13 protein-coding genes and 1 tRNA gene are annotated in these 14,090 nt (G+C 70.8%); all 14 read left to right on the forward strand.

Annotated elements, in window-relative coordinates; all coding sequences use genetic code 11:
• Positions 1-77: 77 nt before the first annotated feature.
• The 14 genes from OHS33_RS18680 to OHS33_RS18745 all read left to right on the forward strand — a co-directional run bounded on the left by OHS33_RS18680 (position 78) and on the right by OHS33_RS18745 (position 14,089).
• Complete coding sequence (locus OHS33_RS18680) at positions 78-632, forward strand: cysteine dioxygenase family protein (protein ID WP_330331566.1); 555 nt, start codon at positions 78-80, stop codon at positions 630-632.
• Positions 632-1,684 (forward strand): YeiH family protein, encoded by a 1,053-nt coding sequence (locus OHS33_RS18685; RefSeq protein ID WP_330331567.1) that lies wholly within the window; start codon positions 632-634, stop codon positions 1,682-1,684. Before OHS33_RS18680 ends, OHS33_RS18685 begins: the two co-directional genes overlap by 1 nt.
• Positions 1,685-1,780: 96 nt before the next feature.
• Positions 1,781-1,870: transfer RNA gene (locus OHS33_RS18690), tRNA-Ser, on the forward strand.
• 369 nt (positions 1,871-2,239) lie between these two features.
• A complete protein-coding gene (locus tag OHS33_RS18695) occupies positions 2,240-3,700 on the forward strand; it encodes a CHAP domain-containing protein (protein ID WP_330331568.1) in 1,461 nt (486 codons plus the stop codon).
• A 73-nt stretch (positions 3,701-3,773) separates the two neighbouring features.
• Positions 3,774-5,033 (forward strand): transglycosylase family protein, encoded by a 1,260-nt coding sequence (locus tag OHS33_RS18700; protein WP_330331569.1) that lies wholly within the window; start codon positions 3,774-3,776, stop codon positions 5,031-5,033.
• Between the two features lie 244 nt (positions 5,034-5,277).
• Positions 5,278-5,628, forward strand: coding sequence for a DUF6344 domain-containing protein (locus OHS33_RS18705; RefSeq protein WP_330331570.1), 351 nt, complete (start codon positions 5,278-5,280; stop codon positions 5,626-5,628).
• A 581-nt stretch (positions 5,629-6,209) separates the two neighbouring features.
• Positions 6,210-6,521 carry a hypothetical protein gene (locus OHS33_RS18710; protein WP_330331571.1) on the forward strand — a complete coding sequence of 104 codons (312 nt, stop codon included), beginning with the start codon at positions 6,210-6,212 and terminating at the stop codon, positions 6,519-6,521.
• Positions 6,522-6,687: 166 nt separating this feature from the next.
• The gene (locus tag OHS33_RS18715; protein WP_330331572.1) at positions 6,688-7,863 is read left to right on the forward strand and encodes an acyl-CoA dehydrogenase family protein; all 1,176 of its coding nucleotides are present in this window, start codon (positions 6,688-6,690) and stop codon (positions 7,861-7,863) included.
• The gene (locus OHS33_RS18720) at positions 7,860-8,861 is read left to right on the forward strand and encodes a bifunctional MaoC family dehydratase N-terminal/OB-fold nucleic acid binding domain-containing protein (RefSeq protein WP_443065318.1); all 1,002 of its coding nucleotides are present in this window, start codon (positions 7,860-7,862) and stop codon (positions 8,859-8,861) included. Before OHS33_RS18715 ends, OHS33_RS18720 begins: the two co-directional genes overlap by 4 nt.
• On the forward strand, positions 8,861-9,901 hold the full coding sequence (locus tag OHS33_RS18725; protein WP_330331573.1) for an acyl-CoA dehydrogenase family protein: 1,041 nt from the start codon (positions 8,861-8,863) through the stop codon (positions 9,899-9,901). Before OHS33_RS18720 ends, OHS33_RS18725 begins: the two co-directional genes overlap by 1 nt.
• Positions 9,902-9,919: 18 nt before the next feature.
• Positions 9,920-10,381, forward strand: a complete 462-nt coding sequence (locus OHS33_RS18730) for a MaoC family dehydratase (RefSeq protein ID WP_330335096.1) — start codon at positions 9,920-9,922, stop codon at positions 10,379-10,381.
• Positions 10,378-11,544 carry a lipid-transfer protein gene (locus OHS33_RS18735; RefSeq protein ID WP_330331574.1) on the forward strand — a complete coding sequence of 389 codons (1,167 nt, stop codon included), beginning with the start codon at positions 10,378-10,380 and terminating at the stop codon, positions 11,542-11,544. The genes OHS33_RS18730 and OHS33_RS18735 overlap by 4 nt, the downstream gene beginning before the upstream one ends.
• 134 nt (positions 11,545-11,678) lie before the next feature.
• Complete coding sequence (locus OHS33_RS18740) at positions 11,679-12,236, forward strand: SigE family RNA polymerase sigma factor (protein WP_330331575.1); 558 nt, start codon at positions 11,679-11,681, stop codon at positions 12,234-12,236.
• A 203-nt stretch (positions 12,237-12,439) separates the two neighbouring features.
• Positions 12,440-14,089 (forward strand): long-chain fatty acid--CoA ligase, encoded by a 1,650-nt coding sequence (locus OHS33_RS18745; RefSeq protein WP_330331576.1) that lies wholly within the window; start codon positions 12,440-12,442, stop codon positions 14,087-14,089.
• The last annotated feature ends 1 nt before the right edge of the window (position 14,090 follow it).

Consider the following 14,090-nt stretch of genomic DNA (forward strand, 5'->3'; position numbering starts at 1 on the left):
AATCCATAAGCGGGATTTGGGATTTCGGGTCGAAACTGTCGTTGGACGTGATGGATCGACTGGCGGACGCTGCCGGTATGACCACCACCACCCCGGCCCGTACCACCGCGAGGATGGCCGCCCTCGTCGCTGAGATCCGTACGGTCGTGGACCGGGGCCTCGCACCCGACCTCACCGCCTATCTCGTCGGGGAGCGCGTCGCACCCCAGCTGGGTACGCCCGACCTGCTCACCGACGAGCAGCGCGAGGGCCACCCGGACCGGTACCGCCAGCACATCCTGCACGCGGAGCCGGACGGCAGCTTCTCGGTGGTGGCGCTGGTGTGGCTGCCCGGCCAGGAGACGGCCATCCACGACCACGTCTCGTGGTGCGTGGCCGGGGTGCACGAGGGCGCGGAGAGCGAACTGCGCTACCGGCTGGCCCCGGCGACGGGCAGCTCGGGAGCCCGGCTGGTGGCCACCGAGGAGATCGTCAACGGCCCCGGAGACGTCTGCGGGTTCGCACCGCCCGGTGACATCCACAAGGTGCGCAACTCCTGTCGCACGAAGGCGATATCCCTGCACGTCTACGGCGCCGACGTGGCCCGTCTCGGGAGCAGCGTCCGGCGGGTCTACACGCTCCCCACCGACTGATGGCGCTGCTGCACCGGTCCGTTCCGCGCTCCGGCGGGGTCCGGCCCGTTTCACGTGAAACATTCACCCCCTGGCCCGGATTGGCCACCGCCGTGCTCGGCGCCGCGATCGCGTGGGGTGTGCACCAGGCGCTGCCCGAGGTGCCCTGGCTCACCGCTTCGGTGGTGCTGGGCATCGCCGCCGCGCACCTGCCCCGGATACGGACCTTCGTGCGCGGCGCCGCCCGGCCGGGCCTGTCCCTCGCCGGGAAGCGGCTGATGCGGATCGGGATCGTCCTGCTGGGCCTCGGTCTCGGCCTGGACGACGTGATGGGGCTGGGCTGGGCCACGGTCGCCATGGTGGTCGCCGTGGTCGCCGCGACCTTCCTGGGCACGCTCTGGCTGGGCCGGCGGCTCGGCCTGCGCGGGGACCAGCCGCTGCTGATCGCGACCGGGTACTCGATCTGCGGGGCCTCGGCGATCGGCGCGGTCAGCGAGGTCTCCGGCAGCGACGAGGAGGACGTGGCCGCCTCGGTGGCGCTGGTCACCCTGTGCGGGACCCTCGCGATCGCGGTCCTCCCGCTGCTCCAGGGGCCGTTGGGGCTCACCGACCCGGAGTTCGGGCGGTGGGTCGGGGCCAGCGTGCACGATGTGGGCCAGGTCGTGGCCACCGCCCAGACCGCCGGGCCGGATGCCCTCGGGGAGGCCGTGCTCGTCAAGCTGATGCGGGTGGCCCTGCTGGCCCCGCTGGTGGCCGCCGTGGCCTTCTCGGTACGGGCCCGGCGGCGCGGGGTACGGACCGCCTCGGGGCGCCGGCCCACCCCGGTACCGCTGTTCGTCGCCGGATTCCTGGCGGCGGCCGCACTGCGCGCCACCGGGCTCGTACCCGATGCCGCGCTGGAGTGGGCGCACGCGGCACAGGAGGCCCTGCTGGCCGCCGCCCTCTTCGGCCTGGGGAGCGCGGTGCACCTGCCGACACTGGCCCGGACCGGCGGCCGGGCCGCGGTGCTGGGGCTGAGCGCCTGGGCCGTGGTGGCGGGGGTTTCGTACGCGGGCGTGCTGCTCACCATGTAGCCCCGCCACCACGGCGGCAGCACCCACCACCACTTCCTGATCACCCAGGGCCAGAGCCCCCGCCCGCCCCACCCGCCCGGTACTCTGTACCCGCCAGGTGGGTTGCCCGAGCGGCCTAAGGGAACGGTCTTGAAAACCGTCGTGGCAGCGATGTCACCGTGGGTTCAAATCCCACACCCACCGCCAGTGAACGGCCCCTGACCGGGAAGATCGGTCAGGGGCCGTTCGTGTTCGTGCGGGGCATCCCCAGGGATCGCACGGCTGGACGGATCAGTCCAGGGCCGGTTCCGTCCAGCAGAAAGCCCTTACACCTGCTGTGAGCTGCGGCGATGCTGGTGATCGCCGGTAGGTGACACCTCCCGGCAGGTCACACCGGGCGGAGCGTCACCGCGGGACGCGAGACCGGATCGGCCGCTTGAACCAGCTCTCAAAGAGGGCAGCCGTCGCCTGGCCCGGCGTGCCCACAGCTTCCTCGCGCACCGCCGCCGTCCTCACCCCGTCTGTCTGCCCCGTGTCGACCTGTCCGTCGTCGCAGCCTCGCCCTGGAGACTCCGCATGTCCGTGAAGCCCGTCCGCCGTGCCCTGAACACCTCGATCGCCCTGGCCTCCGTCGCCCCTGTGCTCCTCCTTGCCGCTTCGGCCGCCTCGGCCAGCGGCTCCGGGATCGTCGACACCGCCCGCGCCAACGTCGGTGACGGGGCCTGTTCCACCAACACTGCCGGCGGCACCGGCTTCTACTCGAGCTGCACCGGCAACTTCGGTACCGCGGAGGCCTGGTGTGCCGACTTCGCCAAGTGGGTGTGGTCCCACAACGGTGTCAACGTCTCCGGCCTCACTCCGGCCGCCGGCAGCTTCGGAACCTACAACGGCGGTCTCGGCAGCACCCCGCACGTCGGCGACGCGGTCGTCTTCAACTACAACGGGGCGGGCTACGCCGATCACGTCGCGATCGTCGCTTCGGTCGGCAACGGCACGATCACCACGATCGGCGGCAACGAAGGTGGTGTGAGCGGCAACTACTCGGCCACTTCGCGGGTGAAGGAGTCCTCCCCGTTCAACTCGGCGGTCGGAAGCGCCGCCCGTGGCCAGACCATCAGCGGTTACGTGTCCCCGATCGGCGGCAGCGAGCCCACTCCTCCGGCGGAAACCGCGGCCGTGAACGTGCAGCTCGACATCGCGGGTTCCGGCGGTTCCCTGCTCAGCCAGTTCGGCAACTACGAGCAGGGCCGGTTCAACCCGAACTGGACGGACGTCGGTGGCGCGGCCCTGACCAAGGTCACCAGCACCACGGTCGGGGACACCGTCCACTTCTACGGCATCTCCGACGGCCGGGTCTACGGCCGGGACCACTTCTCCGCCTCCAACACCTGGACTCCGTGGGCCGAGATCCCCGGTGGCGCGACCGGGGTCAAGGACATCGCCGCGAGCTCCAACGGCAAGAACGTGATCCTGTCGGTCATCGGCGGGGACGGCGTCCTGTACACGCAGTACGGCAACTACGAGCAGGGCCGGTTCGACCAGAGCTGGATCAAGCGCAATGGCGTGGGTCTGACGAGCATCACCTCGGTCACGGGCAACAGCAACACGATCCGGATCTATGCGGTCGGCAGTGGTGGCCGGGTGTACGGCGAGGACTTCACGCTGTCGACCAACAGCGTCGGCGAGTGGGGCGAGATCCCGGGCGGTGTGCAGGGGGTCAAGGACATCGCCGCCAGCGTGAACGGCACCGACGTCATCCTGTCCATCGCAGGGGCGGACGGCGTCCTGTACACGCAGTACGGAAACTACGACAAGGGCCACTTCGACCAGAGCTGGATCAAGCGCAACGGCGCAGGCCTGACCAATGTCACCTCGGTCACGGGCAACAGCAACACGATCCGGATCTACGCGGTCGGCAGTGGTGGCCGGGTGTACGGCGAGGACTTCACGCTGTCGACCAACAGCGTCAGCGAGTGGGGCGAGATCCCCGGTGGCGCGGCCGGAGCCAAGGACATCACCGCGTCCATGTCGCACTGACCCACGTCCCGCGCCTCCAGCCCATGGCACACCTGCCACCCCCGCGCCCGCCGCACCTGACCGAAGGATTCCCATGCTCCGCACCGCTCGCGCGAAGTACGCTCCGGCCCTCGCGCTCACCTCGCTGATCGCGGTCACCGCATCGATCACCGGGGTGGGACCCGCATCCGCCGCCTCTGTGAGTACGTGGGACAGGGTCGCCCAGTGTGAGAGCGGAGGCAACTGGAGCATCAACACGGGCAACGGCTACTACGGCGGCCTCCAGTTCAGCTCGGGTACGTGGGCGGCCTTCGGCGGCACTGCGTACGCGTCGCAGGCCCATCTCGCCACGAAGCAGCAGCAGATACTCATCGGCGAGAAGGTGCTCGCGGTTCAGGGCGAGGGAGCCTGGCCGAGCTGTGGACCGAGTGCGGGACTGGGGTCCGACCACGCCGATCCGTATCCGGCGACTCCGCCGACTCCCGCCACGCGCAATGTGCAGCTGGACATCGTGGGTGGCGACGGGGGGATGTACAGCCAGTTCGGCAACTACCAGCAGGGCCGCTTCAACGGCTCCTGGGCGACGGTGGGCGGCACGTCTCTGACGAAGGTCACCAGCGTGAACGTCGGGGATGACCTGGTGCACTTCTACGGGGTCTCGGGCGGCCGGGTCTACGGGCGGGACCACGTCCCCTCGGAGAACCGGTGGACCAGCTGGGCCGAGATTCCCGGTGGTGCGACGGGGGTCAAGGACGTCGCGGCGAGTGTGAGCGGGAACAACGTCGTGCTGTCGATGGCGGGCGGGGATGGTGTGCTGTACACGCAGTACGGGAATTACGACCAGGGTCACTTCGACGCGGCGTGGACGAAGCGCAATGGTGTCGGCCTGACGAATGTCACCTCGGTGACGGGCAACAGCAACACGATCCGGATCTACGCGGTCGGCAGTGGTGGCCGGGTGTACGGCGAGGACTTCACGTTGTCGACCAACAGCACCGGTGCATGGGCTGAGATTCCCGGTGGTGCGACGGGCGTCAAGGATGTCGCGGCGAGTGTGAGCGGGAACAACGTCGTGCTGTCGATGGCGGGCGGGGACGGCGTCCTGTACACGCAGTACGGGAATTACGACCAGGGTCACTTCGACGCGGCGTGGATCAAGCGCAACGGCGTAGGCCTGACCAATGTCACCTCGGTGACGGGCAACAGCAACACGATCCGGATCTACGCGGTCGGCAGTGGTGGCCGGGTGTACGGCGAGGACTTCACGTTGTCGACCAACAGCACCAGTGCGTGGGCCGAGATTCCCGGTGGTGCGACCGGGACCCAGGACGTCACCGCTGCCACCTCCAGCTGACGGCGGGGCACCCGCGTCCCTTCCCGTGCGCCCCAGGTGAGCGGCCCCCTGCCGGGAACATCCGGCCGGGGGCTCGCGGGGTTCCAGGCTCCCCTTCATGGGGGTTCCGCAAGTGGGGATGGGCCGACCGGGTGGTGTTTGTCGGAAGATCGGCGCGGGTGTCGGGTGCGCTGCGGTTGCGGTCACATCATGACGAATGTATTCAGATCCGCCCGTCGGAACATCCCGGAATGAGGGGTTCGTCATGGCCAGCAGCAACACCTTCAAGTCGATCTGGACCAGTGTCCTCGCCGCACTCGTGGCGCTCTTCGCGGCCCTCGGCCTCGGTGGCAGCGCGGCCGCTCCGGCCGCCTCTTCCGTCGCCGCCCCCGCCGCCCCCGCCGTCCCGGCCGGTTCGGTGGCGCGGACGATGGCCGCCCAGGCCCGGCGGAGTTGGAGGGCGATGATGCGCGGCGGATCGCTGCCGCCGACCATCGCCCAGCGGATCCGCGCCGAGGCCCACGGTTCGACCCCCTCCGTCCGCCGGCGCTCCACGACCGCCGCGGCCCACGCCCAGTCGGACCGGTCCCGGGACGCGCTGGAGCTCGTCGCCTGACGTGGGCCGGTAGTGGTAGCGGTGGCACTTCGCGGCAGGCAGTAGGTAAGTAGGTAGTAGGCAGTAGGTAGTAGGTAGTGGGCGATACGTAGTGGGCCCGGCTTGGTGGTGCGTTGGATGCGCACGCGGTCGGGCAGTGACTTCAGGTTGAGATTTCGGACGGACATCAGGTCGGCGAGAGCGCCCGTGGGGCGTACCGCTCGGCCACCCCGGCGAGCGCCGGGGGCGTGCAGGGGGCGCGCGAGCGCGTGTGCAGGACCGCAGACCCGGGAGACGGTGGGGTTCCCGGATGGAGCGGTCCTCTTTGGCATGCCCGGGGCCAGTGGGATTGGCGGAACGGTTCGCCTCTTGTGTGCCGGGGGTTTCGCACGTTGCGCGTGCTGTGATCTGGGGCGCTGGGGGCGCGAATGGGGTTTATCCGATGTTGCTCATGCTTGCGGGGGAATCGTGGGCTCCGGGGTGGTTCGCCGGGGATTCGGTGGGCAACTCTGGTCCAGCGACGTCGTCACCACACAGCATCGAGGCGGTCGGCCAACTGCCTTGGCAACACCCCCATTTCGGGTTCTCTGGAGGATAAAGACATGGCAAGCATCCGTACCGCCCGCGTCATCGCCACCGTCGCCGCGCTTCCCTTCGCCCTCGCCCTCTTCGGCGGGGTGGCGCAGGCCGACAACGGCGGTTTCGCGAACGACGGGTCGAATGCGAGCGTCGCCAGCATCATCGGCAGCGGCGTCGGCGGGAACAACAACGGCAACTCCGCCACCACGCAGCAGGTGGCCACCGGTGCCGGTGCGTCCAACCAGAACAACTCTGCGCAGGTCAACGGCTCGGCCTTCACCGCGATCCATCAGTCGAACAGCAACGTCGCGGTCAACTTCCACCCCTGGTGGTAGAAGCCCCTTGAGCAAGCCCCTTGAGCGCTGAGGGCGCCCGTGCGACCGGACCGGCTGGGGTCCGGTAGCGCGGGCGCCCTCGCGCGTTCCCGACCTTGACATCGGAAGGGAATCTGACGGACAGTCAGGTTCACTTGATGATGTGTGATGCCGGGAGGCCTGCGCCGTGCACCTCGCCCCGACCGAAGATCAGTTGAGGCTCCGCGCCGAACTGCGCGAGTACTTCCAGAACGCGATGCCGGACGGAGCGCCCCAGGACCCGGCCGGCCAGCGCGCCCTGTTGCGCCGCATCGGCTCCGACGGCCTGCTCGGTCTCGGCTGGCCCGTCGAGTACGGCGGTCAAGGGCGCGGTCCCGACGAGCAGTTCGTCTTCTTCGACGAGGCCTACCGGGCCGGTGCGCCCGTCTCCATGGTCACGCTCAACACCGTCGGCCCGACGCTGATGCGCTACGGCACCCAGGAGCAGAAGGACTTCTTCCTCCCCCGGATCCTCAAGGGGGAGATCGTCTTCGCGATCGGCTACTCCGAGCCCGAGGCCGGAACCGACCTCGCCTCCCTGCGCACCAGGGCCGTCCGCGCCGGGAACGCCGGGAACGCCGGCGGCGCCGGGGACTGGGTGATCGACGGCCAGAAGATCTTCACATCCAACGCCCAGAACGCCGACTGGATCTGGCTGGCCTGCCGCACCAACCCCGAGGCCCCCAAGCACAAGGGCATCTCCATCATCCTCGTCCCCACCGACGCCCCGGGCTTCTCCTGGACCCCCATCGACACCGTCGGCGGTCTGACGACGACCTCGACCTACTACGACGGCATCCGCGTCCCCGCCGGGAACCTCGTCGGCCCCGAGCACGGCGGCTGGGGCCTGATCACCAACCAGCTGAACCACGAGCGCGTCGCCCTCGCCGCCATCGGCATGCAGGCCGAGGACTTCTACGACGCCGCCCTCGCCCATGCCCGGACCCCCGACCCCGCCACCGGTGAGCGGCCGGCCGACCATCCCTGGGTGCGGTCCCGGCTCGCCGAGGCGCACGCGCGGCTGGCCGCCGTACGCCTGCTCAACTGGCGCCTCGTCCAGGACGTGGGCGCGGGCAGCCTGGCCCCCGGTGACGCGAGCGGTGTGAAGTTCCTGGGCACCGAGTCCACCGTCGAGGTGTACCGGATCTGCCAGGAAGTGGTGGGCGAGGAGGCCCTCGTACGCGGACCGGCCGCCTTCGGGGGCGGCGAACTGGAGCGGATGAACCGAGCCGCACAGATCAACACCTTCGGCGGCGGGGTCAGCGAGGTCCAGCGCGAGATCGTCGCCATGATGCGGCTCGGCATGAAGGGGAGGAAGCGGTGACCGCGACCACACAGAGCGAGGGCCCCGGCCCGGACACCGGCCCGGGACACACCGGGGACGAGCTGTATCCGCTGCTCAAGGCCTTCGAGGGGCGGGCCGCGGCCACCTCCGGCCGGGGCAAGGACGCGGTCAACGAGCCGATGATCCGCCACTGGTGCGAGGCGATGGGCGACACCCATCCCGCGTACACCGGCCCCGACGCGATCGCCCCGCCCACGATGCTCCAGGCCTGGACGATGGGCGGACTCTCCGGTCACACCGACCGCTCCTCCGCCTACGACGAGCTGTTCGTCCTCCTCGACGGCGCCGGATACACCTCCGTGGTCGCCACCGACTGCGAGCAGGAGTACCTCCGGCCCCTGCGCCCGGGGAACGCGGTCACCTTCGACGCCGTGATCGAGTCCGTGTCCCCCCGCAAGACCACCAAGCTGGGCACCGGGCACTTCGTCACCACCCGGATGGACATCCGTGCCGACGGCGAACTCGCCGGGACCCACCGCTTCCGCATCCTGAAGTACGCCCCCGCCCCCCGGGCCGAGGACCGGGCACAGGCCGAGGACCGGGCACGTGCCGAGGACCGGGCACAAGCCAAGGCCAAGGCCCGGCGGCCCCGGCCCGTGGTCAACCGCGACAACCAGGGCTTCTGGGACGGGGTCCAGGACCACCGGCTGCTCATCCAGCGCTGCGCCTCCTGCGCGGCCCTCCGCTTCCCCTGGCTCCCCGGGTGCAACGACTGCGCCTGCCTGGACTGGGACACGGTCGAGGCGTCCGGCGCCGGGACGGTCTTCAGCTACGTCGTCATGCACCACCCGCCCTTCCCGGCCTTCGACCCCCCGTACGCGGTGGCGGTCGTCGAACTCGCCGAAGGCGTGCGGATGGTCAGCAACATCACCGGAGTCCCCTACGACAAGGTGCGCATCGGCATGCCCGTACAGCTGGAGTTCCTGCGCGTGGACGAGGAACTGGAACTGCCCGTCTTCCGGGGGAGCGAGGCCTGATGGACTTCCACCCCACCGAGGACCAGGCCGCCGCCGCCGGCCTGGCCGCACAGATCTTCCGGGACCTGGCCACCCACGAGCGCCTCGCGGCCGCCGGCACCGGGTCCGACGCCGAACTGTGGAAGGCCCTCGCGGGCTCCGGGCTGATCGCCGCGACCGAGGACATCGGGCTGCTCGGCCTGGTGCTGCTGCTGGAGGAACAGGGCCGCACCACCGCCCAGGTCCCCTTCGCCGCCACCTGCGTGTACGGGCTGCTCGCCGTCGCCGCCCACGGCAGCGCGGAGCAGCGCGCCCGGCTGCTGCCCGCACTCGGCTCGGGCGAGGCGGTGGCCACCGGGGCCTTCCCGGCGCGCGGCCGCTTCACCGCGGACGCGGACGGCCGCCTCACCGGTACGGCCCCGGCCGTGCCGTGGCTGCGGGACGCCACGCACGTGCTGGTCCCGGACACCGACCGGGCGCTGTGGCTCGTACGGACGGACGCGCCCGGAGCCGGGACGGCGCGGGAGGAGACCACCGCCCCGTGGTCGGCCGGCCGGCTGACCCTGACCGGCGCCGAAGGCGAACGGCTCGGGGACGGTGGCGCGGACGGAGAGGCGTACGCGGCGGTGCTCGCGAGCGCGCGCACGGCCTTCGCCGGGCTGCAGGCGGGCGTCTGCGCGGGCTCCCTGGCCCGGGCCGTCGCCCACACCGGCGAACGCGAGCAGTTCGGCCGCCCGCTCTCCACCAACCAGGGGGTCATGCTGCGCGCCGCCGACGCGTACATGGACACCGAGGCGATCCGGGTCACGGCCTACGAGGCGGCCTGGCGCATCGACCAGGGGCTCCCGGCGCGCGAGCACGCGCTGACCGCCGCCTGGTGGGCCTCGGAAGCGGGCAAGCGGGTCGTGCACGCGGGCCAGCACCTGCACGGCGGGATGGGCGCCGACCTGGACCACCCCGTCCACCGGCACTTCCTCTGGGGGCGCCAGCTGGACGCGTACCTCGGCTGTGGCAGCGAACTACTGGCGGAACTGGGCGCCGTACTGGCGCAGGAGGTCTGAGCGATGAGAGCCGACGCGATGAGGGTGGGCGACAGCCTGCCGCCGCTGGAGATACCGGTCACGCGCACGCTGATCGTCGCGGGCGCGATCGCCTCCCGCGACTACCAGGACGTGCACCACGACGCGACGCTGGCGCGGGAGAAGGGCTCCCCGGACATCTTCATGAACATCCTGACGACCAACGGGCTGGTCGGCCGGTACATCACCGATCACCTCGGGCCGGGCGCCGTACTGCGCAAGGTGGCCATCCGCCTCGGCGCGCCGAACCACCCGGGCGACACAATGATCCTGACCGGCACGGTCACCGCCGTGGCCGCGGACACCGTAGAGATCAAGGTGGTCGGCGCCAACGGCATCGGCCACCACGTCACCGGCACGGTCACCGCCACCCTGACGCCCGCGACCCCGCCCGAGACCGCGCCCGAGAGCCCGCCCGCGACCAAGGCCGAGTCCGATCCCGGGACGCGGGGCGCGGCATGAGCGTCCACGCCAGGGACTCCCTCGGGGGCCGCGCCGCCATCGCCGGGATCGGCGCGACGGAATTCTCCAAGGACTCCGGCCGCAGCGAACTGCGGCTCGCCGTCGAATCCGTGCACGCCGCACTCGACGACGCGGGGCTCAACCCCGCCGATGTCGACGGCATGGTCACTTTCACCATGGACACCAGCCCCGAGATCACCGTCGCCCAGGCGGCCGGGATCGGGGACCTCTCCTTCTTCTCCCGCATCCACTACGGCGGCGGCGCGGCCTGCGCCACCGTCCAGCAGGCCGCCCTGGCCGTCGCCACCGGGGTCGCCGAGGTCGTCGTCTGCTACCGCGCCTTCAACGAGCGCAGCGGCCGCCGCTTCGGCTCCGGGGTGCAGCAGCGCGAGCCGTCGGCGGAGGGCGCGGCGCTCGGCTGGTCCCTGCCCTGGGGCCTGCTCACCCCCGCCTCCTGGGTGGCGATGGCCGCGCAGCGCTATCTGCACGCCTACGGGCTGACCCCCGAGGCCTTCGGGCACGTGGCCGTCACCGGCCGCCGGTACGCCGCCACCAACCCGGCGGCCTGGTTCCACGGCAAGCCCATCACCCTCGCCGATCACGCCGCCTCGCGCTGGATCGTCGAGCCCCTGCGGCTGCTGGACTGCTGCCAGGAGACGGACGGCGGCCAGGCGATCGTCGTCACGACCGTGGAGCGGGCCCGGGACCTGCGCCGGGCGCCCGCCGTCATCACGGCGGCGGCGCAGGGCGCGGGACGCCGCCAGGAGGCGATGACGAGCTTCTACCGGGACGACCTCGCCGGCCTGCCGGAGATGGACGTGGTGGCCCGGCAGCTGTGGCGGACCAGCGGGCTGCGCCCCTCGGAGATCGACGTCGCCATCCTCTACGACCACTTCACGCCGTTCGTGCTGATGCAGCTGGAGGAATTCGGCTTCTGCAAGCCGGGGGAGGCCGCCGATTACGTCGCCGCCGACACGCTCCCGCTCAACACCCACGGCGGCCAGCTCGGCGAGGCCTACCTGCACGGCATGAACGGCATCGCCGAGGCGGTGCGCCAGCTGCGCGGCAGCTCGGTCAACCAGGTCGAGGGCGCCGCCCACGCCCTGGTCACGGCCGGTACCGGGGTGCCGACCTCCGGCCTGATCCTGGGCGTCGACCGCTAGGGCGTCTTCTGGGAGTCCCCCGCCTCCTCCACCTTCAGGAGGTGGGGGAAACCCCCGCCCTACAACCTGAGAGGGACCCCGTTTCGGCACCTGCGGCCGATCCCCGGGGCCGCCGCCGCTCCTAGCGTGGGGTTATGACCACGCCAGTGTGCACGTACGCATCGAACCAGTCGTCGCACCCGTCGTCGTACCCGTCCTCGTACCCGTCGTTCTCGTCGTACGTACGGACCCGCGGGACGTCCCTGATGCGCACCGCACGGTCACTGACCGCCAATCCGTGCGACGCCGAGGACCTGCTGCAGACGGCCCTCGCCAAGACCTACGTCGCCTGGGACCGCATCGAGGACCACCGGGCCCTCGACGGCTATGTCCGCCGGGCCCTGGTCAACACCCGCACCTCCCAGTGGCGCAAGCGCAAGGTCGACGAGTTCGCCTGCGACGAGCTGCCGGAGACGGACGTGCCACCGGCGGCCGACCCCGCCGAGGCCCAGGCACTGCGCGACGCGATGTGGCGCGCGGTGACCCGGCTGCCCGACCGGCAGCGGGCCATGGTGGTGCTCCGCTATTACGAGGACCTGAGCGAGGCCCAGACCGCCGAGCTGCTCGGGGTGTCGATCGGCACGGTCAAGAGCGCCGTCTCCCGCGCTCTGGTCAAGCTGCGCGAGGACCCGGAGCTGACCCCGGTCCGCTGACCCCGGTCCGCTGATCCCGGTCCGTTGACCCCGGCCTCCGGCCTGTTTCACGTGAAACAGGCCAGCCGTACTCCCGGGAGCGGCATGTTTCACGTGAAACAGTGAGTCTCCCCCTCCGGGTAGTGACATGCCGACCGGTACGTGAGCAGAATCGGCAGCATCCGTAGCCGCCGCAGCGCCGCAGCGCCCACCGGGAGGACGCTTTGCTGAGCACCATGCAGGACGTACCACTGCTTGTCAGCCGCATACTTCGACACGGTATGACGATCCACGGAAAATCCCAGGTCACGACCTGGACCGGGGAAGCCGAGCCGCACCGGCGCAGCTTCGCCGAGATCGGCGTCCGTGCCACCCGCCTGGCCAACGCCCTGCGGGACGAGCTGGGCGTCCAGCAGGACGACCGTGTGGCTACGCTCATGTGGAACAACTCTGAGCATGTCGAGGCATACTTCGCGATTCCCTCCATGGGCGCGATCCTGCACACGCTCAACCTGCGGCTGCCCCCCGAGCAGCTGGTCTTCATCGTGAACCACGCCGTCGACCGGGTCGTCCTGGTCAACGGCAGCCTGCTGCCGCTGCTCGCACCGCTGCTGCCGCACCTGCCCACCATCGACCACGTCGTGGTCGCGGGCGCCGGCGACCGCTCGGTGCTCGAAGGCCTGGACGTCCGCGTGCACGAGTACGAGGAGCTCCTGGCCGGACGCCCGGACACCTACGACTGGCCCGAGCTGGACGAACGCCAGGCCGCCGCCATGTGTTACACCTCCGGCACCACCGGGGACCCCAAGGGCGTCATCTACTCGCACCGCTCGATCTACCTGCACTCCATGCAGGTCAACATGACCGAGTCGATGGGCCTGACCGACCGCGACACCACCCTCGTGGTGGTCCCGCAGTTCCACGTCAACGCCTGGGGCCTGCCGCACGCCACCTTCATGACCGGCATCAACATGCTGATGCCGGACCGCTTCCTGCAGGCCGCGCCACTTGCCGAGATGATCGAACGCGAGCGCCCCACGCACGCGGCGGCCGTCCCCACCATCTGGCAGGGACTGCTCGCCGAGGTCACCGCGAACCCCCGCGACCTGACCTCCATGAAGCACGTGACCATCGGCGGCTCGGCCTGCCCGCCCTCCCTGATGGAGGCCTACGACAAGCTCGGCGTCCGTGTCTGCCACGCCTGGGGCATGACCGAGACCTCCCCGCTCGGCACCATGGCCCACCCCCCGGCCGGGCTCAGCGCCGAGGAGGAGTGGCCCTACCGCCTCACCCAGGGCCGCTTCCCCGCAGGGGTGGAGCCGCGCCTCATCGGCCCGGGCGGGGACGTACTGCCCTGGGACGGCGAGTCGGCGGGCGAGCTGGAGGTGCGCGGCACCTGGATCGCGGGCGCCTACTACGGCGGCGCGGCCGGTGAACCGCTGCGTCCCGAGGACAAGTTCAGCGCCGACGGCTGGCTCAAGACCGGCGATGTCGGTGTGATCAGCCCCGACGGCTATCTGACGCTGACGGACCGGGCCAAGGACGTCATCAAGTCCGGCGGGGAATGGATTTCGAGCGTCGAATTGGAAAATGCCCTCATGGCCCACCCCGAGGTCGCCGAGGCGGCCGTCGTGGCCGTCCCGGACGAGAAGTGGGGCGAGCGCCCCCTGGCCACGGTGGTCCTCAAGGAGGGCGCGACCGTGGACTACGCGGGCCTGCGCGCGTTCCTCGCCCAGTCCATCGCCAAGTGGCAGCTGCCGGAGCGCTGGACGGTCATCGAGTCGGTACCGAAGACGAGCGTGGGCAAGTTCGACAAGAAGGTGATCCGCAGGCAGTACGCGGAGGGCGAGCTGGACGTCACCAAGCTCGACTGAC

Origin of the sequence: Streptomyces sp. NBC_00536 (assembly GCF_036346295.1) — a bacterium.
Lineage (GTDB): Bacteria > Actinomycetota > Actinomycetes > Streptomycetales > Streptomycetaceae > Streptomyces.

Excerpts from the sequence above, each read along its gene's own strand:
- OHS33_RS18735 (WP_330331574.1), top strand. The coding sequence starts at position 10,378 with ATGAGCGTCCACGCCAGGGACTCCCTCGGGGGCCGCGCCGCCATCGCC.
- OHS33_RS18740 (WP_330331575.1), top strand. The coding sequence starts at position 11,679 with ATGACCACGCCAGTGTGCACGTACGCATCGAACCAGTCGTCGCACCCG.
- OHS33_RS18710 (WP_330331571.1), top strand. The coding sequence starts at position 6,210 with ATGGCAAGCATCCGTACCGCCCGCGTCATCGCCACCGTCGCCGCGCTT.
- OHS33_RS18680 (WP_330331566.1), top strand. The coding sequence starts at position 78 with ATGACCACCACCACCCCGGCCCGTACCACCGCGAGGATGGCCGCCCTC.
- OHS33_RS18705 (WP_330331570.1), top strand. The coding sequence starts at position 5,278 with ATGGCCAGCAGCAACACCTTCAAGTCGATCTGGACCAGTGTCCTCGCC.
- OHS33_RS18685 (WP_330331567.1), top strand. The coding sequence starts at position 632 with ATGGCGCTGCTGCACCGGTCCGTTCCGCGCTCCGGCGGGGTCCGGCCC.
- OHS33_RS18730 (WP_330335096.1), top strand. The coding sequence starts at position 9,920 with ATGAGGGTGGGCGACAGCCTGCCGCCGCTGGAGATACCGGTCACGCGC.
- OHS33_RS18695 (WP_330331568.1), top strand. The coding sequence starts at position 2,240 with ATGTCCGTGAAGCCCGTCCGCCGTGCCCTGAACACCTCGATCGCCCTG.
- OHS33_RS18725 (WP_330331573.1), top strand. The coding sequence starts at position 8,861 with ATGGACTTCCACCCCACCGAGGACCAGGCCGCCGCCGCCGGCCTGGCC.
- OHS33_RS18700 (WP_330331569.1), top strand. The coding sequence starts at position 3,774 with ATGCTCCGCACCGCTCGCGCGAAGTACGCTCCGGCCCTCGCGCTCACC.